The organism is Shewanella sp. TC10 (genome assembly GCF_009663145.1).
In the GTDB taxonomy this organism is placed as follows: Bacteria; Pseudomonadota; Gammaproteobacteria; order Enterobacterales; family Shewanellaceae; genus Shewanella.
Map to the genome: position 1 here is coordinate 30,361 of NZ_VKHR01000010.1, position 21,871 is coordinate 52,231.

Below are 21,871 nucleotides of genomic sequence, written 5' to 3' on the forward strand. Positions count from 1 at the left end.
ATAATGACTATAAGCACTCAAAACGAAAAGCTTTCTCCATGGCCTTGGCAAGTTGCCCCAAGTGATGCCAGCTTTGACACTGCCACTATCGGTAAAAAATTAAAAGAACTGACTCAAGCTTGTTACCTGATTAATCACCCTGAAAAGGGCTTGGGTGTTTCACAACATGCCCAAGTGATGACAGAAAGCATCAACAGCCAACAAGATTTACCCGTCAGTGCATTTGCGCCTGCATTAGGAACACAAAGCTTAGGTGACAGTAATTTCCGCCGCGTTCATGGGGTAAAATACGCATACTACGCTGGCGCAATGGCAAATGGTATTTCATCAGAAGAGTTAGTGATTGCCCTAGGCCAAGCTGGCATCTTATGCTCGTTTGGCGCAGCAGGATTAATTCCTTCTCGTGTAGAGCAAGCAATTAACCGCATTCAAACTGCGCTACCAAATGGCCCATACATGTTTAACTTAATCCATAGCCCAAGCGAACCCGCGCTTGAGCGTGGCAGTGTTGAACTATTTTTAAAACATAAAGTGCGCACCGTTGAAGCATCAGCATTTTTAGGGCTAACCCCACAAATTGTGTATTATCGCGCAGCGGGTTTAAGCCGTGATAGTCAAGGCGAAGTCGTTATCGCCAACAAGGTTATCGCTAAAGTGAGCCGAACCGAGGTTGCTATTAAGTTTATGCAACCAGCCCCTGCTAAAATGCTGCAAAAACTGGTTGATGAAGGCTTAATTACGCCTGAGCAAATGGAGCTTGCACAATTAGTTCCGATGGCCGATGACATCACAGCAGAAGCTGATTCTGGCGGTCACACAGATAACCGTCCGTTAGTAACATTATTGCCAACTATTTTAGCGCTAAAAGATAAAGTGCAAGCTGAGTATCAGTACAAAACACCTATTCGCGTAGGTTGCGGCGGCGGTGTCGGCACCCCAGATGCAGCATTAGCTACCTTTAACATGGGCGCAGCGTACATAGTTACAGGTTCAATTAACCAAGCTTGTGTTGAAGCAGGAGCCAGTGAACATACTCGTAAACTGCTTGCGACAACAGAAATGGCTGATGTGACCATGGCGCCAGCAGCTGACATGTTTGAAATGGGCGTAAAACTACAAGTGGTTAAACGCGGCACATTGTTCCCAATGCGCGCAAACAAGCTTTATGAAATTTACACCCGTTATGAATCCATTGAAGCCATACCAGCTGAAGAGCGTGAAAAACTTGAAAAACAAGTCTTCCGCTCAACCCTCGATGAGATTTGGGCTGGCACAGTCGCACACTTTAATGAGCGAGACCCTAAGCAAATCGAACGTGCTGAAGGTAACCCAAAGCGTAAAATGGCACTTATCTTCCGTTGGTATTTAGGTCTTTCAAGCCGTTGGTCAAACTCTGGTGAAGCAGGTCGTGAAATGGATTACCAAATTTGGGCTGGCCCTGCACTTGGTGCGTTCAATGAATGGGCAAAAGGCAGCTATTTAGATGATTATACCCAGCGAAATGCGGTAGACTTAGCCAAACACTTGATGCATGGCGCAGCTTACCAAGCTCGCGTTAACTTATTGACTGCTCAAGGCGTTCCGCTTCCAGTTGAACTGCAACGTTGGAGCCCGCTTGATCAGGTAAAATAACCTGACTGCTAATCCGCAGTTGTTGTTTTACAATATGAGCCAGTTATCAGTTCATGGCAAGTTAACGGTAAGTCATGTATCAGACAACAAATTGCGTTATCAGCCTATAACTTTGATCTAGGAATAAATAGTCAAGGAATAGGCTGATGATTAGAACAGTAAAGCAAATTAGGTATCAGTATGAGTGAAACACAAAAATTAGATTTTTCAGCGGTCAATGGCACTACACTTGAGTCATTTAATCAGCAAAAAAATCTGATAAAACGCATGCTAAAAGGCAATAGCGCCCAGTGTAGTGAATGCAATAAACCACTAACACTGCAACTACCACCTAACTCTGCTAAAGCGAAAGCAAGTGAAAAAGCACCCGGTATATATTGCGCCAAAGGTTGTACCGATATTGAACTGGATATGGAAGCCGTTGCGTTGATGAAGTAAGACCAGCGATGTCATAACAGTCATAGTATAAAAGCACCTTAGGGTGCTTTTTTGTATGCTTAGATGCTTAAATGCTTAAATGCTTAGTCAAAGGCCAGTTTATTAACTGTCGTCATGTAAAAAGGCGCAAGACTTTATCTAGCTTCCCCCTAATGCTTGAGTTACAAAACAAGACATCAGCTTGCATTGCAAGTTGAGACTTTTAGAGAGGAGGAATTTAGAAGATTTAGAGACTTTAAAGATGAGCACCCAAAGCCTCTTGTTATAGTCACTTTATTTTAGGTTAGCTATTTTTTGGTTTAGTTCATAGCCACTATCGGTAACGATAGTCTCCACTGAAGCTAACCTTTCTTTTAAATCTTTCACTTCATTTTGAAGCTCATGATTTGCCTTGCTACCAAGTTCATTTTGAAGCTCTTGCAATTGGGCATTTACTTCTGATTTGTACTTGAAATATTTAGAGATAAAAATAGCAATTAAAATTGGTGATGCAAAAGTTAAAATGACTAACAATAATTCGAACATTTTAATTCCCTTTAAATTTATTGTGATACACCTTATTTGGTGCTTATAACGCCTGTTAACAGGCAAAAATAGTTGGTTTTAATTAGCAACAAAGGAGTAAACCAACTGTTTTTTGTCCTTGTTTAACAGCTTTTGGCAATTTATGCCCACATCATGTTGCAAACTGTATTAGCGATTAATCGCCTCTTCCTAGATATGCGCGAATAGATTTTATTTTACCCTCTATATTAAAGGTAATGACATCTACGACATAAAGTACTTCAGTCTCGTCAACTACAATACATAATTCACCTGTAACAGCATCCTTTGCTTCGTAAGTATGTAATATTTCTATTTCGATAGTTCTAGCAGAACTAAAATTCTTTTCAGTTTCAGCAATTACGGTTGCTTTACCTAAGACTGAAATTTTCCAATCTCTCAATGCGACATCATCTGCCAGCATTTCAGAGATCTTTACAATGTTTTTATCAGAATAATGCTTTAAATAAGAAATGAATTGATGTTTGAACGACATACCTTCTCCATTTTTATCTCACTAAAGTTGAATTAAATTGCGAAATTGAATAATTGCATAACAGCTGATTATACGGCTCGCCTGATAAAGCCGACCATTTAAGTTATTAATTTATATCATCCTACATTTACTATCTTATTGATGTAAAGTCGTTTTATTTAGCACTCCTGACAAGTTAATGTGGGATTGCGCGCTAAAGTCGGACATGATTCAAAAAAATAGCTCGGTAAGAATAAATTTTTAAATACAGCGATGATAAATAACCAAATTCTATGACAAGAATTATTGAGACATATTAAACAAAAATGGATGACCTGCCTCGGTCATCCAATACTGTATTAAAATATTTGCCTATAAATACCTTACTAAAACAAAAGGTATTTATGTGTGATACCTAAACTACTTAGTCGGTTTCACGTAAGGAAGCACTCGGAATCCATCGCGTACTTTTTGACTCGGAATGTAGTGACGGAAAGCCAAGTTAAACACACCAGAGTCGTTTGCTGTTTTGATGTTATTCACTGCATCATCGCCACAACCAAAGCTTACAGTGTAAGTACCATCGGCATTTTTCTTAGCCGTGTTTGAGCTAACATTTGCGACCTCACCAAACATGAAGCCTTGCTTGTTGTAGACTGTTACCGACCAAAAAGCTTGGTTCTTAGGGTCTTCAAAGGTTGCTTGATGACATGTGTCTGCAGGGAAGTTTCCAGATACTTCATAGATGTTGTCATCTAACTGCGCGCCGCCCCAGCCGATTGCCGCACCCACCGCGTACTTCTCTTTGGTAAACATCTCTTTTGACGCATCTTCAGGGCTGGTAAACATGCCAAACGTCGCCTGAGCACCGTCTCGCTTCAGTAATTTTGGCATTTCCATCTTAAGATTTTTTTCTACCGCATCAAACGATGTTTCATCCACTTGCATCGCGGTGAATTCACCATCGGCTTTTGCATCGATGCTCATCTTATCTTGGATTTTATGAACTTCATCTTTAGTGAATGTCGCGTCGGTACGAACAATGACATACACGTGGTCGCCACTGTGAGTAGAAAGGTCGAACGTGCCTGAACCGTACTGCATTGGTTGAATGCGGTGGTCTTCTGTAATCACTTCCATCGACATGTACTTGCCTTCAGGGATTTCAGGTAGCGTAATCGTCGCGCCTTGTGAAACATTAATCACTGCCATTGAGTAGTATGTGTCTCGGTTCATTCGAACCACAGGCTGTTTGTCTGTTGGCGTTAACTCACGTTTGTGTAGGAATTTATTGACGCCAGCAAGCTCTTGGTTTTTCAAATATTGGCGTGACGTTTCATATACCGCGTAATTGTCGACGGTTGTAACTTCACCATCGGCATTGAAGAATTCTGTCAAAGTTGACACTTCTTCAGCTGCATAAGAAGAAAGTGAAACTGCGCTTAAACCCAAAACTACTAATGCTAATTTTCTCATTGTTGACCTCTAATAAAATCGATAACGCTAAATCAATACATAGTGATTTGTTGCTGTTAGAACAGTTCGTTAACCGCTCAACTTGTGAACAATGTTATCAAGGCAGCATAAATTCACAAATGACATTTCCGTATAACTAATATGCAGCAAAGTAATGTTACTTAGCAACATTTATTCTTGATTGAAATATAAACAATACAGTAGGCTATTTATACACCATGCAGTTTGGCATTGCCAAGGTGGGTCGTTAACAAAGATACCCTGTTCGAGTTTGTCATAATTATTGTTAACCATCATTAGCGAAATTGGTTTAAATAATTAGTTTAACTAGGAATATTTAATTTTCGTCGTCTGGTGACCTAAATCTCACTTGATTAATTAGTCATATAGGTAAGCAAATGAACCCAACTTTAGACTCTATAAACCAACTAAAGCAGCAGATGGAATCCTCGGTCATCGGCCAACAGCATATGGTTGACACATTGCTGGTCGCGCTACTAACAAACGGCAACGTCCTGCTTGAAGGATTACCTGGCACAGCCAAAACTCGCTCTATCAAATCATTGGCTTCAGCCTTACAAGTTGATCTTGGTCGTGTTCAATTTACTCCAGATTTGTTGCCTTCTGACGTAACAGGCACAGAGGTGTATCAAGACATAGACGGCAAGCCGACACTTACTTTCCAACCGGGCCCAGTATTCAATAATTTATTGCTGGCCGATGAGATCAACCGCTCTCCAGCAAAAGTCCAAGCGGCATTATTGGAAGCAATGGAAGAGCGACAAATCACCGTGGCTGGCAAGACTTACAAACTGCCAGATCTATTCATGGTGTTAGCGACACAAAACCCCGTAGAGCAAGAAGGGACTTACCCACTTCCTGAAGCGCAAATGGACAGATTTATCATGAAAATAAATCTCGATTATCCAGACGCGGATGCTGAAGAGCAGATCATTAAGATGGTTCGCAGTGAGGAGAAACCAAACACAGAGAAACCTGCACCTATTGACCCTCAATGCATTTTTGATGCTCGCGATCAACTGCGCGACATACATTGTAGCGACGCGATGCTTAAATACATTGTCGCGATTGTTGTAGCGACGAGACAACCAAAGCTGTACCCAGAGTCACCGCTTTCACAGTGGATAGGAGTTGGTTCTAGCCCCCGAGCAACTATCGCCTTAGACAAGTGTTCAAGAGCGATGGCGTGGCTAAACGGTAAGGACTTTGTTGACCCTGAAGATGTACGTAAAGTGGTTCATGGGGTTTTGCGTCACCGCTTAATTCTGTCTTACGATGCGTTAGCTGAGGGGATCAGTTCAGACCGAGTTATCGATGAGATTTTGTCTCAGGTTGCTGTAGCGTAACGCGGGAGGTCACCATGGAGACGAAGCCAACATTTGATCCCGATATCTATACAGATTTAAAGGCATTGCGACTTTTAAAATACAAGGCGCATGGCTTTGACTTTCTGCCGAATCAACCAGTTAATAGTGCCTTAACAGGCCGCCATGTATCAAAGCTACGTGGACGTGGGTTGAATTTTGAAGAGATGCGTCACTATCAGATTGGCGACGATATTCGAACCATGGATTGGAAAGTGACCAATAGAACGGGCAAGCCACACGTCAAAATATTCTCTGAAGAGCGCGAGCGTAACGTTTATGTCATGGTCGATCAGCGCACCAGCATGTTCTTTGGCAGCACAGGTCGAACGAAGGCAGTGGTTGCCGCAGAAATCGCTGCTTTGATCGCTTGGAAAGTCATAGACAGTACAGACCGTATTGGTGCCATTGTTTATAACGACAGCAGTGCGTTGCCTATTTCGCCGCAGCGCAGCGCAAACCACGTACTAAAAATACTCAATGAAATTGCGAGTAAAAATCAGCAACTCAAAGCGGAAAAGGCCCAAGACACCCAATCTAATTCGTTTGCTAAATTATTTCATCAGGCGCAAAGGTTGGTTAAGCATGATGGGTTAGTGATTTTGGTTACCGACGGTTATGGCTATAACGAACATAGCGAAGAACAGATAAAAGCGCTGTGTCAGCACAACGATGTTGTGTTGTGCCATGTTACCGACCCGCTGGAGCATGATTTAGCCACGCTGAATAAAATGGTACTCAGCGACGGACAGTTGCAGTTATCAGTATCTGGCCAAGAAGCACAGTTACGGGATGCGTTTGCCAAAGACGTGGTTCAAGCCATCGATAATTTCACGGCAGTGGCGAAGAAATACCGAATTCCTGTATTGCCTTTCAACACAGTAGACCCAACCGATGTTCAGCTTAGAAAAGCACTCGGCGCCAGTTAAACCAACTGAGAATGCAGACTATGACAATTAACACTGGGCTTGAGCCTATACAGCCAGAGAATGTGAATCCATTAATGGCCTCTTTGTCTGAGCCTTCTTTACCAGAAAGCATCTCATGGCTACCGAATGCACCAGGCTGGTACTGGCTCCTATTCTTGCTGTTTTGCTTCACCTTATATCGTGTCTATTTAGTGATTCAAAAGTACCTAGCAAATACATACCGACGTGCAGCCCTGGTAGAGCTCGAGCAGCTCTCTTTGGAGGCTCAATCTGGGGACAATACTTCACTTCAAAAGCTACCACAACTGCTTCGTAGAACGGCGTTATATGCATTCCCTCGTGCTGAAGTTGTCCCTTTAAACGGCAAAGACTGGGAAAACTGGTTAGATAATCATTGTACCAAGCGACAATTTTCATCCAAGTTCTCTACATCTGAACTCTCAGGCGTACTGGCGAAGCTCGCCTACTCCTCAGCAGCAACATTAACGGAAGAAAAAACAAAGACCATCATGGAGAACGTTGCACTTTGGATACAGCATCACGAGGTGTCACATGATTGAATTTGAATACCCGATAGCGTTTGTACTGCTCTGCTTACCTTTTGCTGTGTATTGGTTGTTACCTGTTTACAAAGAGTCAAAAAGCGCGATTCAAGTGCCCTTTTTTGAGCGACTTATTGATGTCTCTTCAAAAGACCCCTCTGAAACCGCTGTCAAAATGAGTCGTCGTAAAGTGCAATGGCTATTGGTGATCATCAGCTACCTTGCTTTAGTGGCCGCAATTGCAAAACCGATGTGGGTGGGCGAACCCATCGAACAAAAGAAATCCGCTCGAGAAATCATGGTCGCACTTGATCTATCAGGTTCAATGTCAGAAGAGGACTTTGCCGATAAAGAAGGCAATAAACACGACCGTTTAACCATTGCAAAACAGGTATTACGAGAGTTTGCAGCACAGAGAGAACATGACCGCTTAGGGTTAATCTTGTTTGCCGACTCCGCTTATGTTCAAGCGCCATTTACTGAAGATATTGAGGTGTGGCAATCGTTACTCGAAGATGTTGAACTTGGCTACGCCGGATTTCAAACCGCTTTTGGCGATGCTATTGGCCTATCAATCGCCGTATTTGAACAAGAACAAAGTCGTCAACGAGTGATGATTCTGCTAACCGATGGTGATGACACCAGCTCGAAAATGCCTCCGGTCAAAGCTGCTGAAATAGCCGCCAAATATGGCGTTAAGATTTACACCATTGCAATTGGTGACCCGAGCACCAAAGGTCGCTACAAGATGGACCTACCCACATTAGAGAAGGTTTCAGCCGCAACTGGCGGGCAAATGTTTCATGCCATGGACCGAAAGCAACTTGAACAAGCTTACGTAACGATAGACCAACTTGAACAACAAGAGTTTGAGCTTTTATCTCATCGTCCGAAACACAGCTTGCACTACTATGCATTTGGAGTATGTCTGGTGAGCAACCTACTCGCCGCCTTAATCGTATTTGGTGTAAACCTGCGTCGTCAAAGACGTCATCAAAAGAAATAAAGCGCGTTATTCGCCGCAGAGAGGAGCTAACCAATGACTGATTTCAATACATTGTTTGGTGGCGATATCACCCAGTTTCATTTCATTCGCCCATTGTGGTTGTTAGCGCTGGTTCCTTTTGTGATGTTTTATCGCGCACTTGTTCAACAAGATGATTTAGTCGCGCAGTGGCAGCCTGTCATGTCTAAAAACATGGTAGAACATCTGTCTCTCAACCAAAATCGAGCACGTATGGTTTCTCCTAATCGATTGTTTTTGGTGTTTGCGGTTCTAGCCACGCTCATTATGGCGGGTCCAACGTGGCAGCAACAACCTTCACCATTTTTTGAAGACAATTCCGAACTGGTGATCGCCTTGGATGTCTCTGATTCAATGAATAAAACCGATATTCAGCCGTCACGATTAGAGCGCGCTAAACAGAAGATCAATCAGCTTGTTGAACTCCGCGGCGACGCAAAAACTGGTTTAGTCATATACGGCGGCAGTGCGCATGTCGCTATGCCTGTCACCAAAGACAAAGAGTTAACGCGATACTTCCTCGATGTATTGGATGGAAGCTTGTTGCCAGATAACGAGAGCAAACCGGCTTCGGTGTTAAAGCCAACGCTCGAGCTAATCTCACAAGCAAAAGCACCATCAACGGTTTTGATACTGACTGACAAGACCAATGAACAAGCGATAGAAAAATTCACTAACGCGTTTGAACAGCAACAACACCAAGTGATCGTTTGGGCGATGGGTGAAAACCCACAAAGTGGCGGAAATGGCACAACAGGTTTAACAGAAAATCAACTCGCTTCACTTTCACAACTGGCGCAAGCGGGTCATGGAAAAATGATTACATTTACTCATGATAATAGCGATACAGAGGCGGTTTATCAGGGCATTAAAAATAACCTGTTTGCGGTCAGCGATAACGCCCTACCTTGGTTAGACGCGGGCTATTGGTTGTTGTTATTGTTGCTGCCTATCCAATTGATGTGGTTTAGAAAAGGGTGGACGCTACAGTGGTAAATAATAAACAAGTAGTGAATCAAAAGTTAGCTAATTCAACGACTTCGACTACAAACACATCCAGTCGTTTAGCTTGGTTCTCCAAACTTAAGCCAATGCACTTATTGCTTGCACTTATTGCTGGAAATCTGATTTTGGGTATCACCGATAAGCACTCATTTTATGATTTTTGGCTATCCAAGGATCAACACGCTTATGTCGAGTTCAAGCAAGACAACTACATTCAAAGTGCCGCTTTATTCGATGAGCCAACATGGAAAGCCTATAGTCGTTATTTGTCTGGTGATTTCCTTGGCGCTATTGACCAATTAAGCCCACAAAAAAGTGAGCAAGGTGACAAACCCGCAGCGATGACTGATTTAGCTAAGTTAATTGTCGCGAACAGCTACGCTCATACGGCTCAATTTGATAAAGCCACGCCGCTTTACAACGAACTGTTAAGCAACGAATCGTATTCAGAACAAGCGACAAACAACCTAGCTGTTGTAAAAGCTGCGATAGAGAAGATTAAGAACACACCACCAGCAAAACAAGATTCAGAAAAAGTCATTGATGATAGAAAATTGGTCGACAACGAACCAAAAGAAGGGAGTCAAAAGGAGCTAATGATCTCTGACCAAGTTTGGTTAAAACAGGTCAGACAGAATCCATCTAAGTTTTTAAGACAAAAATTTCAGCAGGAATACAGCAATGAACAAAACTAAATCGACCGTCCAAGCATTCTCCCTTATGAAATGTTGGTTTGCTGTCTTATCCGCGATGATGGTTTTAATTTCAATGCCTGCAAGTGCTATTAACCTAGACCAGCTTGTCAGTGACGGTGAATTGAAGCTAAACGTTGAAATTAAAACTCAAGATGTCGCTGTGAAACAACAAGTCGCACTCGACGTTGAAGTATTGAGTACCCGCCCCTTTCAAGAAGAGTTGGCATTACCTTACTTAGATATACCCAACACGGCCGTAAAGAAAGATGAGCAGAAAGTCGCTCGTTCAGCACGCACAATTGAAGGCATTAAGTGGTTTACACAAAAAGCACGCTACTATTTGTACCCAATGCAAGCTGGCGAGTTTACCGTCCCTGAATTGAACATTCCCGTTAGTGTAGAATTTGCCATTAAAAACGCTGTTGAAGCTTTTGAAGATATGGATGAAGGTGTTGTTGAAGAGATAGATGAAGCTGTTGTAAAAGGTGTGATTCAATCGCAACCCATTAACTTTACATCCAAAATGCCTGTGAGCAACATTGATACAGACGCCTTGATTGTTAGCCCAAATGCTGAACTTTCAATATCAACCGATCGTCCATTAACCGACGAATTCGAAGTTGGCCATGCTGTCACTGCCACGTATACATTGAGCGTGGCAAATTCACACATGATGCTACTGCCAGAGATAAGCATCCCAGATATTTCTGGCGTTGAGTTGTATCGCAAGCCAGCAGTCAAAGAAAACGTGTTTAATCGCTTGAATAAAAGTAATACCGCGACACTCAAACAGCAGGTAACGTTAATTCTGCAACAGCAAGGGAAAGTAGTTTTACCCAAACAGACCATGACATGGTGGAACACCAAGACAAATCAATTGGAATCTTTGGCTGTAGAGCAGCAAACGCTTCAAGTCGGTGACGCAAAGTTATTAGATTCGTTAAGTACTAACTCAGCTAGTCAAACCTTATCGAATTGGCTGAACCAATATTGGTATTTTCTGGTCATTGCTGGAGTATTTCTTACTGCAGTCACTCACTTAATTAAAAACCATTTTACTGACTTAAAACGTTATTTTGTCGCCCGCCAGCAACTGAAGACCAAAAAGTTAAGTATTCAATTTTGTCGACATGTTGAAGAAAAGCAGTACAGCAAAGCAGTACAGGATATCTATGAGATTACCGGGCGCAAAACCTTTACGAAAGGCGCATTTCAACTGCCTTTAGATTCTGAATCAAACGACATTTGGAAGAAGTTATTGAAGCTTGGCTACGCAAAAGATGCTGAAGGTTCTGCATTAGTACCGCTATCAGTTTCAGAGGCAAAAGTACTATTAAAAGCCATCAATGACTCACTCAAAAGCCGAAGAACGCCGTTTAAGTTTAGTTGGAACCTGAACTAAGCGGTAAACTTAACTAAGCTGCGGTGTTAGCAAAGACGTTGTGCTCAACTTTCACAAACAACGTCTTCAATCACGGACACCACTAAGTTCTTGAACCATTGGTGAGCTGGGCTAGTAATCGTTCGCTTATGTTCAATCAAAAACAGTTCGACCATTAGCTCAGGAACCTTATCAAGAGAAAATATCGGCACTATCTTGTCGCCAACCCCTTCTAATTCAATTAGCTTGTGAGTCGCAACTAAAATGGTACTCGAACTCTGCATCACTTCCACTAACGTAAGGAGCTGCCCACTTTTAAAAGCAATGTCTCTTTGCATTCCGTTCTTAGCTAAATAGGAATCTACTGGGTGTTGCAGACCATAATTGGAACGAATATCGAGCGTGAGATCGACAAAGCGAGATTCTAGGCACTGCTCAAGCGTTATATCTTGAGCTTTTGCTAAAGGATGATTCGCCGAGACATAAAATACCGGATAGATCTGACCAAGACTCACGTAAGGGAATTCTATTGGATTGCTTGGAGGTTCGATGTGAATGGTAAAATCCACATCTCGTGATAACAGCTGACTTGTGGGCGTATTCGCAATGGGATATTCGATAAGGCTCGCGTTCGGAGCATCTTGCATGAACCGCTCAGCAAGGGGAACCGTCAGCATTCGACTCATTAGTGGTGGTATCGAAACGACAAACGTTTGAACACATTCAGCCGGATCAAACGCTGATTTTGCCACTAGGCTTCGCATAGCCAATAACAACTCTTCCAAAGGAGCTTGCAGTTCTAGTGTCTTTTGTGTGGGGACTAAGCCATTAGACTCTCGATAGAACAGTGGATCATCAAAAAGTGTTCGTAAGCGACTTAACGTGCGGCTCATCGCAGGCTGAGACAAATACAAGGTATTAGCAGCACGCGTTACGTTCTTTTCCTTGATTAACACACTTAACGAGACCAACAAGTTTAAGTCCAACCGAGAAAGCTGCTGTTCAATCGTCATCATAAGACATGCACCCAGGTAATATCACATACTAAATAATTACACCTACAGGTCTAACAAACAAGCCGGAGTAACAATAAAGCTATCGAGGTCATGTTCTAAGAGAACAGTTATTATCAAATAAAAGAATACAGCTTGAGAGTTGAGAGTTGATAGTTGAGAATGAAAAGTGAAGAATCTCGTCGTTCAGGTTGAATGAAAGGATAAAGGACTGCTTTGTTGCAGTCTAATCATTGTTTATCACACTTAAGACTATGATTAATAGGTTACCAATCTAACAATACTGAAAAATCCTTAACGCATCAGTTACCCACAAACTTGTTCAGTTTCAACATCGATATACGTCTATACACAGTGCTTGATATAAGTCCTCTTTTATAAACGCTCTGTTATAAACGCTCTGTTATAAGGAACCAATTTCATTTTCTCTTTTACAACTGTCCAGTCGTATGTTCTCTGCCATATGCACTCTGATATATGAGTCCTGTAACAAATCAGCATATGTCGCACTTTTACCAACAAAAATAATGCGTTAACAAATATTTGACCTGTATCAATAATAAGTCTTATTAGCTAAGGCACTATGCCTCATTATTTTTAATGTGGTTTTATTTTTTATGAGTCAAATCAAGGCTAACAACAATATTGAACAAGCGCTAACTGACGATTGCATTCTTTTGTCGACCACAGATCTTAATGGCAATATAAAATACGCAAATAAAGCGTTTGCGGATATTTCAGAATACAGTACTGAAGAGCTTCATGGACAACCACACAATATTGTTCGCCACCCTGATATGCCTAAAGCTGCATTTAAAGCACTTTGGGATCGTGTAAAAGATGGCAAACCATGGTGTGGCATCGTTAAAAATAAAACCAAAACGGGTAAATATTACTGGGTGAATGCGTATATTTCGCCAGTTTTTGAAAATGGCCGTTTACATGAACTTCAATCAGTCAGACGTAAACCATGTCAGGCACATATCAAGTCAGCTGAAAGTATCTACCAGCAACTTAATGAAGGTAAAGACCCTGCTGAGATAACGCCACCACTGTTTAGCTTTACGGGCGCACTCTGCCTATGGGCAGTGTTTATCTCGTTAATTGGCGTTATTTCTTCGTTATTAATGCCAACCATAGTTGCAGCATTTTTTATTCCGTTATTGGCAGGTTTTGGTATTTACTTTCTAACAAGACCACTTAAGGAACTTGAAACTAAAGCCACTAATATCATTGATGATCCTATTGCTTGCGGCATTTTTTCATCAAGTCAAAATGAAATCGGCAAAATTGATTTGGCATTAAATTACCTCGTAACTGAAATGGGTGGCGTAGTTGGCCGCATGGCTGATTCTGCCACATCCATTAGTGAAGAAAGCCAGCAGCTAAATGAAACGATTGCTAACACCCGTGAAAGAGTTCAGGAACAAACACAGCAAACTAGCCAAGCTGCAACAGCAATGGAAGAGATGACCACCAGCTTTGCCGAAGTTAACGAGAACACTCGACAAACCGCCCAAGAAATCACCACAAGTCAGACCGCAGCTAATTTAGGCCATAACAGTATGGTGAAAGTGGTGAGCTCAATTGGCGAGGTACGAAAAGAAGTGGTTCACTTTTCAACAGTAGTAAACACGATTGAACGCGATAGTAAGTCCATTGCCAGTGTACTGGGAGAAATCAAAGGTATTGCAGAGCAAACAAACTTACTGGCCTTAAACGCAGCTATTGAGGCCGCAAGAGCCGGTGAAAGTGGTAGAGGATTTGCTGTAGTTGCTGATGAAGTTAGACAACTGTCAAAAAGAACCAGTGAATCCACCGCTGAAATAGAAAATATCGTGTCAAACTTCCAGCAAAGTACTAAAAGAGCGACTGAAGCAATGGAAGCAGGACAACGACAAGCTGATATTTCAGTGTCGTTAGCAGAAGAAGCTGACGGGGCATTTGAGCAGCTACTGGCATCAATTAATCGAATTCAAGAAATGGCGGAGTTAAATGCTGCAGCAATGAGCCAGCAAACCACTGTAGCAGAAGAAATCAGTCGCTCAATATTACAAATTGATGAGCTTTCAAATCAAAGCCTCGCTCAAACAGAAGACACTCAAGTGAAGTGCGAGCAAATGAACCGACTTTCTAATAAAACCAGTCATCTGTCGAAACAGTTTTGGAAGCAGACTATCGAGCGCACTAAGTAAGCTGAGTTCAGGATAAGTACATAAAGCCAAATATCACCGCAATAACCTTGTTAAAGGTGTATTTCTTAACTAAGTCTAATCACACCGGTGGATCAACTTTGTTAGCGACAGAAGTATTAACCCTAAACCAACCTACTATCGAGCGCCTATCTCGCTTAGCGGGTAATACTTCATGGGGAAATTCTTCACTTAAAAAAATAACCAAAGTCCCTAGTAGTGGCACAACTTTGAGACCTTGTTTATCCTGTTCATTCATATAGAGCACTAACTCACCGCCATCAGCACTGGTCCAGCCTGAATTAAAATAAGCGACAACAGAAAGCACCCGATTAGCTTCACCTTTAAAGGCGTCACAATGGCATTTGTAATAATCACCAGGCCCATAATGAGCGAAATGGCTTTCGAAAGAAAACAACCCTAAGAATAACCGTCGATTCAAATAGTCTTGTAACCTGGCAGTCCAATCAAGCCATTGATTAGCCGGTGTTGCGCCTTCTGTAATCCAACAAATCTCATCTGTTCTCACAAATTCATTCTGCAGGTATTTTTCACCGCGCCCGATACCCGCATTTTTGAATGCTTCAGCCTCAATAGAGAGTTGATGGGTAAGTAGTGATTGGGCTAGCAGTTCAGGCAGTGCACCTAGACGAACGCTGTAACCTTTTTGTTCAAGATCTTGAGCTATCAGTGAAAAAAGCGTTTCGTCATATGAGCTATTAGAGCCATCTGACGCTAAATGATTAACTGCAACCAATTTTAATACCTTCGGTAAAACTTATATCCTCTTAATTAGAAACAACAAAAAAGAGTAATGTTCACCAAGCAAAGCCGCCACTATTGGCATATCAGAGTACAAACGCTTAAGTTAAAAATGCTAACAACTTAAGAGTTTGAGTATCCTTAATCAAAGTCGGTATTATCGATTCAGCTAAGTCATTCGAGTATACATCAACTAATATTTTTATATTGAGAAACAGGTTTTTATAGCGTTTTTATTGTGACTTTATAATAAATTCGAAACTGTAATAACCAAACCTACTAACCTATTTGTGCTTCTACACTTTTTAAATTCAGATTTGCCCTAATATCTAATACATAAGGTTTTTAAAACCAGTCAGTAAAGCTAACAGATGAGTATCAACTCTCTATTCTTTGCTAGTTTCCTATCAATGAGGTTGAAAAATGACAAATGTATATACGCCACCTAATAAGTGGACTATGGAAGAAGAAAACGGTGGCAAGTTTGCAAGTATTAACCGCCCTGATTCAGGTGCAAGGTATGAAAAAACTTTACCTGTAGGAAAGCACGCACTTCAGCTTTACTCCATGGGCACACCTAACGGGCAAAAAGTCACTATTTTACTTGAAGAGCTATTAGTAGCAGGTGTTGAAGCAGCTGAATATGATGCACACTTGATCAGCATTGGTGATAGTGACCAGTTTTCATCTGGCTTTGTCGCTGTAAATCCAAATTCTAAAATTCCCGCATTACTCGATACTTCGCATGAAACGCCAATCAATGTATTCGAGTCAGGAGCAATATTGGTTTATCTCGCTGAGAAATTCGGGCATTTTTTACCGACAGATCTAGCATCTCGCACTCAAGTACTTAACTGGTTATTTTGGCTTCAAGGCTCTGCACCTTACCTTGGTGGCGGTTTCGGTCACTTCTATGCTTACGCGCCTGAAAAGTTTAAATACCCAATAGATAGATTCTCTATGGAAGCCAAACGACAACTCGATGTATTGGATAAGCAACTGGCTAATAACCAATACCTTGCAGGCGACGAGTACAGTATCGCCGATATTGCAACTTGGCCTTGGTACGGAAATTTAGTACTAGGGAATTTATATGATGCTGCCGAATTTTTAGATGTTGAAAGTTATCCTAACTTACTTCGCTGGGCAAAAGAGGTAGAGAAACGCCCTGCAGTTGAACGAGGAAGAATAGTCAATCGCTCTTGGGGAGAGGAGTGGGAGCAAGTCCCTAACCGCAATAGTGCCGAAGATATCGACAAGGTACTTAATTTAAAGCCCAAAACATAATCTCTAGTATTTCAGAGGTAACAAGTACATTTACTCGTTACCTCTTTATTGTTCAAGCTTCTTTCCAATGCACAAACAGGTTCACCATTTAACGGGCACGGAACAGTCACGTCTGTCGCTACCCATAACTCCATATCCCTAAGTTGCTCTTCTTTTACTCATTTTCCTGCTATCCCATTTTACTCTTCAAGTTAAACCGCACTTAAAACCCATAATAATTATCAACTAATAATCACCTTATTTATTGATTTAGTTCCGGTTGATTAATTTGAGATTGATTTAACTTATGTAAAACCGCATTGTGAATATCACCTAACATGGTTTAAAGCGAGTGTACGGTACTGATTTAGCTAGAGAAGGAGTATCTTATGAAGCAATTATCAAACTTAAATTTAGGCTTTAGTGAGTTACTTTCATTCAATAAAAAGACGTCATTAATTACAACCTCTCGTAGGCACTCTTATGTTAAGTTACTGATTATATTATGCTCTACTTACTCAGGTAGCATCTATGCAACTACGATTAGTCTTGAACAATATTTAGGTGGTTATAGCACTGAACTTGCAGGAAAACCTGCACTTACATTTAAATTCACCAGTATAAATAGTGATGATTTTTGCAATATCATCACTACCGAAGAACATATGTTTAGCTCAAATAACCTCCTAGAAAATATAAACTTAAGTGAAAAAAACTTCTACTTAGATTGTGAAGTGGATAATCAGTTTTATATGCTCTCAAATCATTTCCGTACTTACGCACAAGTGTTAATAAAGCAGCCAGATACCAATTTCCCGATGTCGATGCATATTGAAGCAAAACTGGTTACGATAAACGGCGAGTACCTTAATGTTATAAGCGGTGATATATCGCTTAGGAAATAATCTAATCAGCTAAATTTTGGAATATATTATGGAGTTTGATCACGTTAGAACTTATTTACTCTCGAAGCCATTCACTACAGAAAGCTTTCCTTTTGGCGAGGGAACTCATGTATTCAAGGTAAAATCGAAAATGTTTGCTTTAGTTGGCTGGCGTAACGACGCTTTGATGATTAACCTAAAGTGCGATCCTGATGAATCGTGTGCTTTGCGGGATATTTTTAACTCAATAACCACAGGCTACCATATGGATAAAAAACATTGGATTTCTGTTTACTATCCAAATAATCTTACCAATCAGAGAATAATCGAAAGTTCTGCTGCAAATAACTCTGCACCAATTAATCTAGTGCCCACAGGCGAGTTAGAAAGAATTATTGATAATTCATTTATGTTGGTAGTCAGTAAGATGGCAAAAAAAGAACAAACATCGATATTGCTTCACCTGTAATCTAGATTCTTACTTAACTAATTACTTTTCAGCTAAAAGAGCCATATGAACTAATTTTTCAACCAGCTTATCCTGCTTACTAATAAACTGACAGCCTAATTCAACCCCATTTTCAAATGGTTTTACATTACAAATTCTTGCTTCTAATGATATATGCACATCACCTTCACCATTTACGGAGATATTTATGGTCTCACCTTCAATAAGCTCGTCTTGACCTCCTTCACTCGCTTCAACATGACAACCGCTCAGGGATACATCCGTTATTTGAGCTTTCCAAGGCGTTTCTTTTGCTTTAACGGTTGCTGATAACTCTGTTAATACACGTTTAGTTGAACGTAAATTATGAATAATCATTTTTTCAGGAAAATTAAGTGCCATCATTCTTGAAGGAGTACTGAGGGTTTGTTTGATTGTTGTTGAAAATGCAATAACAGATGCTTCGTGGCCTTCTACTAGCCCTCTTACAACGATTTCATTACCTTGAATAAGGTATTGACCAAAGTGACCTAACTTATTGTTTTCGGGGAATTGTACTAATATAAATTGCTCTGGAAGATAGCCTATGAAAGTAGTACCAAAGCGGCCTTTTTGCCCTGCGGGTGTAATAATATCGATATTAACCATTGTCCCGGCTAGTAAAAACCTGAATTCTTTAGACAGGCCTTCTTTTGTATTTACTTGTTTAGTTGGCATTTAACTTCCCTATTACAACGGCTGACCAGTGAAAGATTAGCATATAATTTAACAATCACAACAACAGCTTAACCTTTATTAAATGTTATTCATCTGCTTGCCTCAATCGTATCGAGAGGTCTATTGTGAATACACAAGGTTAAGGTTTTTGATGTTTAACATAAAAGGACGTTGCACCAATTCTGAATAATAGCGGTCGCTACTTTCAGTAACCTCAGCCGTTTACATAGCGTAACGGAGCACAACATGAGAAATTTAGAATTATTTAGCACAGCATCTGTCGATCACTTACTTTGGTCAACTCGCACAGAAGTAACCAATTTAGAGTCTTCAGCACTTGATGTTTTTACTGATTTTGATGTTGCTAGGCCGATTGTAGTGGATGCATCGACTACAGCAATTGGCACTGCAATAATTATGGAGCAAACTCATGCTTACATGCGCTTGGTTGTCGATAAACACAACAAGTTTTTAGGTGTGATTACCCAAAGAGAACTTTCTGATCATAATCTCATGCTTACAGCTAAAAGATTATCACTCACCATTGACGAATTATTAGTGACAGAAGTAATGGTGCCAAGAGAAGAGATTCAGGCATTTGATTATCGACAAATTTCTACTGCAAAAGTCAGCGACGTAGTCAGGCTTTTACAAGAGAATAATTTACATCATATGTTAGTCATTGATCACGAACTGCATCATATTAGAGGGCTAATTGCAGCCAGTGATTTAGCAAGAAAACTGAATATGCCGATAGAAATACACCAGCGCCCTTCTTTCAGCCAGATATTCAATCAAGCGCACTAATTTGTTACAGCGTTACCGATGCTAGAATTAAATGCTATGCATCGGTTTTTACCTGTTTGCTTTGCCTGGTAAAGCGCAGAGTCAGCTTTCTCAATTAACTCTCTAGCTGTAGTCTCTCTTTTAGGAACACAAGAAATGTAGCCTAAGCTTAAGCTGACTGCTTTACTGTCTTTAGGGTGCTTAATCTCAAGTCTTTCAATGCTAAACCTGATATCCTCAGCTAATTGAGCGACATCCTCATGATTGCCATAGCAAATTATGGCAAACTCTTCCCCTCCATATCGACAAACCACATCAGTAGAGCGGACACAAACATTCGCAATCGCTTGGGAAATGTTGATAAGACATTGATCGCCTTCATAATGACCTAACATATCGTTATAGGCTTTAAAGCCATCAATGTCGCACATTATCAAGGAAATGAGTTGCTGTTCTCGGCGCGCAAGATTGATAATAAATTCCAGTTGCGAGTCGAACTCTCTGCGATTATTTAACCCCGTTAAACTATCAAGTTTAGAGAGTTTAAATAACTTTGAGCTAGTACGCTCATGCTCTATTAAACCAAATAATAAAACGGCCTGACCGTTAGCGTCTCTGACAACGGCTCTGGCCTTGCTAGTAAAATACAAAACTTCATTTTGCTTAGCATCGTAATAAGGGAATCGATTATGATATTCGTCAATTGCACCGGATTTTAGCTTTTGATACTCATCGAGGATTTGCTGTGCTTTTTCAGAATCTTTAAGAGCGATATTTTTGTTGTAGTCACCGGCTATTGGACAGGTTTTGCTTACTGAGTGCTGTTGAAGGTTTGGGTCTAATGAAAACATCTCTTGCATGCTTTCATTGCAATAATAAATATTACAGTCTTGTTGTAAGTCGATAATCCACCAAGAAACGCCTGAAAAATTCAACAGTTCTTGATAAAGGTTATAGTACTTTTCAATCCGATCGTTAGGAAATGTCATATTTAATCAGCCACTTTTTATAAGCTAATTAATTAGTCAATTCAATGACTAACTTTCCCTTTAGCAAGATGTTTAAATTCTTAAACCTCATCAAGTATAGACCTTATTGAAGATTCTGCCCTTATAGGCTGATCTTGTGGTTTTTTTTAAGCTTTTATCTTTAAGTAGTAAAGGTTAATGCTATAGTTATAACTATAGCTATAAACGATAATTATTCAGCAAGCCATGATTGAGTCCATAACGGTTCAGCGGTTTTAGTATTTGATAATAATTGCTCAAAAGAATCATATTCTATTCCAGTCCATAACTTGACTTCAAAACTTGCCCCTTTAGAGACCTCTCCTACTCCTTTGGGCGTTCCAGTCATCACAATGTCACCATCTTCTAATGTTAAAAATTCGGCAATGGCGCTTTGTATGTCTGCTACCGAATACATCATCAAATCACTATGCCCTAATTGTGCTAAAACACCATCAATCGTCAATTGAAAACAAAATTTGTCACTTGAGCTGTCAGATGGCAATTCAATAAACTCACTAAACACCGCTGAACCATTAAAAGCTTTTGCTCGCTCCCAAGGTAACTGTTTTGCTTTAAGCTTTGACTGAAGTCCTCGTTTGGTTAAATCCAGTCCAATACCGACAGCCGAAAATTGGTTATTTTCAACTTTAAAACACAGCTCAGTTTCAAAATGGATGGGCTCTTGATGAAATGAGCTCAAGCTCTCTGAAATAGCAGAGTTCGGCTTAATAAACACCACCATATCATCTGGTAATTCATTTCCAAGCTCATGAATGTGATCAACGTAATTCCTGCCGATACAGACAATTTTTGAAGGAATGATTTGCGCTAGGTGTCCACGCTGGTTAATGGTTTTTAATGCCACAATAAATCCTTAACTAAGCTTATTTTTTTAATCAAATATATGTCGAATAATTAGGGGCTGTTGTTCTTTGCTGGTTAAGTTTTGTTCGGAATAAAAGCGTTGTAATCGAGGCGGATGAGTTGATGCCTAGTCATCTAAGCAAAATTCATCCAACAAAGAGTAAAACGCTTTTAGTCGAACCCTTTGGGCAGCGTTTGTTGGCCATTTTTACTGCGTTATCGACTTTTTATGTAGAATAACTACACCACAAAGTCTCAGCCTTGTATAAATGGCCAACAATTCGCTGCAAAAACAACCTAGAAAGATCAACAGGCCCTAATCACTTTCAGAACTAAGTCTTTTGAATGAAACCGACTACACTTTACTAATAATTATCAATAACTTTGATGCCTCTTTGGTTTAG

The 21,871-nt window shown here is 40.6% G+C and carries 22 protein-coding genes and 1 pseudogene; 15 read left to right on the forward strand and 8 right to left on the reverse strand.

Annotated features, from left to right (window positions below; all coding sequences use genetic code 11):
* Nucleotides 1-3: 3 nt before the first annotated feature.
* Both pfaD and FNZ24_RS05255 read left to right on the forward strand, forming a co-directional pair.
* Nucleotides 4-1,632 carry an eicosapentaenoate synthase subunit PfaD gene (gene pfaD / locus FNZ24_RS05250; protein WP_153913413.1) on the forward strand — a complete coding sequence of 543 codons (1,629 nt, stop codon included), beginning with the start codon at nucleotides 4-6 and terminating at the stop codon, nucleotides 1,630-1,632.
* 180 nt (nucleotides 1,633-1,812) lie between these two features.
* A complete protein-coding gene (locus tag FNZ24_RS05255; RefSeq protein WP_153913414.1) occupies nucleotides 1,813-2,070 on the forward strand; it encodes a hypothetical protein in 258 nt (85 codons plus the stop codon).
* A gap of 273 nt (nucleotides 2,071-2,343) precedes the next feature.
* Here FNZ24_RS05255 and FNZ24_RS05260 read toward each other — a convergent pair whose 3' ends face one another.
* The 3 genes from FNZ24_RS05260 to FNZ24_RS05270 all read right to left on the reverse strand — a co-directional run bounded on the left by FNZ24_RS05260 (nucleotide 2,344) and on the right by FNZ24_RS05270 (nucleotide 4,564).
* Entirely contained in the window at nucleotides 2,344-2,595 is a 252-nt protein-coding gene (locus FNZ24_RS05260) for a hypothetical protein (protein WP_153913415.1), read from the reverse strand.
* A gap of 175 nt (nucleotides 2,596-2,770) precedes the next feature.
* Nucleotides 2,771-3,109 carry a nuclear transport factor 2 family protein gene (locus FNZ24_RS05265; protein WP_153913416.1) on the reverse strand — a complete coding sequence of 113 codons (339 nt, stop codon included), beginning with the start codon at nucleotides 3,107-3,109 and terminating at the stop codon, nucleotides 2,771-2,773.
* A gap of 399 nt (nucleotides 3,110-3,508) precedes the next feature.
* The gene (locus FNZ24_RS05270) at nucleotides 3,509-4,564 is read right to left on the reverse strand and encodes a DUF1254 domain-containing protein (protein WP_153913417.1); all 1,056 of its coding nucleotides are present in this window, start codon (nucleotides 4,562-4,564) and stop codon (nucleotides 3,509-3,511) included.
* 386 nt (nucleotides 4,565-4,950) lie between these two features.
* On the opposite strand from FNZ24_RS05270, the gene FNZ24_RS05275 reads away from it, so the two are divergent.
* The 7 genes from FNZ24_RS05275 to FNZ24_RS05305 are packed head-to-tail and all read left to right on the forward strand — an operon-like array spanning nucleotide 4,951 to nucleotide 11,546.
* Nucleotides 4,951-5,931 carry an AAA family ATPase gene (locus FNZ24_RS05275; protein WP_416384816.1) on the forward strand — a complete coding sequence of 327 codons (981 nt, stop codon included), beginning with the start codon at nucleotides 4,951-4,953 and terminating at the stop codon, nucleotides 5,929-5,931.
* A 14-nt stretch (nucleotides 5,932-5,945) separates the two neighbouring features.
* Nucleotides 5,946-6,878 (forward strand): DUF58 domain-containing protein, encoded by a 933-nt coding sequence (locus FNZ24_RS05280; RefSeq protein WP_153913419.1) that lies wholly within the window; start codon nucleotides 5,946-5,948, stop codon nucleotides 6,876-6,878.
* Between the two features lie 11 nt (nucleotides 6,879-6,889).
* Nucleotides 6,890-7,438, forward strand: a complete 549-nt coding sequence (locus tag FNZ24_RS05285) for a DUF4381 domain-containing protein (RefSeq protein ID WP_228768387.1) — start codon at nucleotides 6,890-6,892, stop codon at nucleotides 7,436-7,438.
* Nucleotides 7,431-8,426 carry a vWA domain-containing protein gene (locus FNZ24_RS05290; RefSeq protein ID WP_228768388.1) on the forward strand — a complete coding sequence of 332 codons (996 nt, stop codon included), beginning with the start codon at nucleotides 7,431-7,433 and terminating at the stop codon, nucleotides 8,424-8,426. Before FNZ24_RS05285 ends, FNZ24_RS05290 begins: the two co-directional genes overlap by 8 nt.
* A 33-nt stretch (nucleotides 8,427-8,459) precedes the next feature.
* A complete protein-coding gene (locus FNZ24_RS05295; RefSeq protein WP_153913420.1) occupies nucleotides 8,460-9,440 on the forward strand; it encodes a VWA domain-containing protein in 981 nt (326 codons plus the stop codon).
* On the forward strand, nucleotides 9,434-10,144 hold the full coding sequence (locus tag FNZ24_RS05300) for a hypothetical protein (RefSeq protein ID WP_153913421.1): 711 nt from the start codon (nucleotides 9,434-9,436) through the stop codon (nucleotides 10,142-10,144). Before FNZ24_RS05295 ends, FNZ24_RS05300 begins: the two co-directional genes overlap by 7 nt.
* Complete coding sequence (locus tag FNZ24_RS05305) at nucleotides 10,131-11,546, forward strand: BatD family protein (RefSeq protein ID WP_153913422.1); 1,416 nt, start codon at nucleotides 10,131-10,133, stop codon at nucleotides 11,544-11,546. The genes FNZ24_RS05300 and FNZ24_RS05305 overlap by 14 nt, the downstream gene beginning before the upstream one ends.
* A gap of 44 nt (nucleotides 11,547-11,590) precedes the next feature.
* Here the strand turns inward: FNZ24_RS05305 and FNZ24_RS05310 are convergent, their stop codons facing one another.
* Complete coding sequence (locus tag FNZ24_RS05310) at nucleotides 11,591-12,499, reverse strand: LysR family transcriptional regulator (RefSeq protein ID WP_228768389.1); 909 nt, start codon at nucleotides 12,497-12,499, stop codon at nucleotides 11,591-11,593.
* Nucleotides 12,500-13,155: 656 nt separating this feature from the next.
* Here FNZ24_RS05310 and FNZ24_RS05315 point away from each other — a divergent pair.
* Nucleotides 13,156-14,733, forward strand: a complete 1,578-nt coding sequence (locus FNZ24_RS05315; RefSeq protein ID WP_153913424.1) for a methyl-accepting chemotaxis protein — start codon at nucleotides 13,156-13,158, stop codon at nucleotides 14,731-14,733.
* A 79-nt stretch (nucleotides 14,734-14,812) separates the two neighbouring features.
* Here FNZ24_RS05315 and FNZ24_RS05320 read toward each other — a convergent pair whose 3' ends face one another.
* On the reverse strand, nucleotides 14,813-15,487 hold the full coding sequence (locus FNZ24_RS05320; protein ID WP_153913425.1) for a 2OG-Fe(II) oxygenase: 675 nt from the start codon (nucleotides 15,485-15,487) through the stop codon (nucleotides 14,813-14,815).
* A gap of 428 nt (nucleotides 15,488-15,915) precedes the next feature.
* Between FNZ24_RS05320 and yghU the strand changes: the two genes are divergently transcribed.
* The 3 genes from yghU (at nucleotide 15,916) to FNZ24_RS05335 (ending at nucleotide 18,111) form a co-directional block, all read left to right on the forward strand.
* Nucleotides 15,916-16,779, forward strand: a complete 864-nt coding sequence (gene yghU, locus FNZ24_RS05325; RefSeq protein WP_153913426.1) for a glutathione-dependent disulfide-bond oxidoreductase — start codon at nucleotides 15,916-15,918, stop codon at nucleotides 16,777-16,779.
* Nucleotides 16,780-17,147: 368 nt separating this feature from the next.
* On the forward strand, nucleotides 17,148-17,663 hold the full coding sequence (locus tag FNZ24_RS05330) for a hypothetical protein (protein ID WP_153913427.1): 516 nt from the start codon (nucleotides 17,148-17,150) through the stop codon (nucleotides 17,661-17,663).
* A gap of 28 nt (nucleotides 17,664-17,691) precedes the next feature.
* Nucleotides 17,692-18,111, forward strand: a complete 420-nt coding sequence (locus tag FNZ24_RS05335; protein ID WP_153913428.1) for an MmcQ/YjbR family DNA-binding protein — start codon at nucleotides 17,692-17,694, stop codon at nucleotides 18,109-18,111.
* 21 nt (nucleotides 18,112-18,132) lie between these two features.
* On the opposite strand, the gene FNZ24_RS05340 is transcribed toward FNZ24_RS05335, so the two are convergent.
* Nucleotides 18,133-18,807: a flagellar brake protein gene (locus tag FNZ24_RS05340; RefSeq protein ID WP_153913429.1), complete on the reverse strand. Its 675-nt coding sequence runs from the start codon at nucleotides 18,805-18,807 to the stop codon at nucleotides 18,133-18,135.
* 246 nt (nucleotides 18,808-19,053) lie between these two features.
* On the opposite strand from FNZ24_RS05340, the gene FNZ24_RS05345 reads away from it, so the two are divergent.
* Complete coding sequence (locus tag FNZ24_RS05345) at nucleotides 19,054-19,614, forward strand: CBS domain-containing protein (RefSeq protein WP_153913430.1); 561 nt, start codon at nucleotides 19,054-19,056, stop codon at nucleotides 19,612-19,614.
* On the opposite strand, the gene FNZ24_RS05350 is transcribed toward FNZ24_RS05345, so the two are convergent.
* Together FNZ24_RS05350 and FNZ24_RS05355 are read right to left on the reverse strand one after the other, a co-directional pair.
* Nucleotides 19,611-20,582, reverse strand: coding sequence for a GGDEF domain-containing protein (locus tag FNZ24_RS05350; protein ID WP_153913431.1), 972 nt, complete (start codon nucleotides 20,580-20,582; stop codon nucleotides 19,611-19,613). The genes FNZ24_RS05345 and FNZ24_RS05350 overlap by 4 nt on opposite strands.
* 211 nt (nucleotides 20,583-20,793) lie before the next feature.
* Nucleotides 20,794-21,468: a fumarylacetoacetate hydrolase family protein gene (locus FNZ24_RS05355; protein ID WP_153913432.1), complete on the reverse strand. Its 675-nt coding sequence runs from the start codon at nucleotides 21,466-21,468 to the stop codon at nucleotides 20,794-20,796.
* 122 nt (nucleotides 21,469-21,590) lie between these two features.
* On the opposite strand from FNZ24_RS05355, the pseudogene FNZ24_RS21945 reads away from it, so the two are divergent.
* Nucleotides 21,591-21,803, forward strand: a pseudogene (locus tag FNZ24_RS21945) (hypothetical protein).
* Nucleotides 21,804-21,871: the final 68 nt, after the last annotated feature.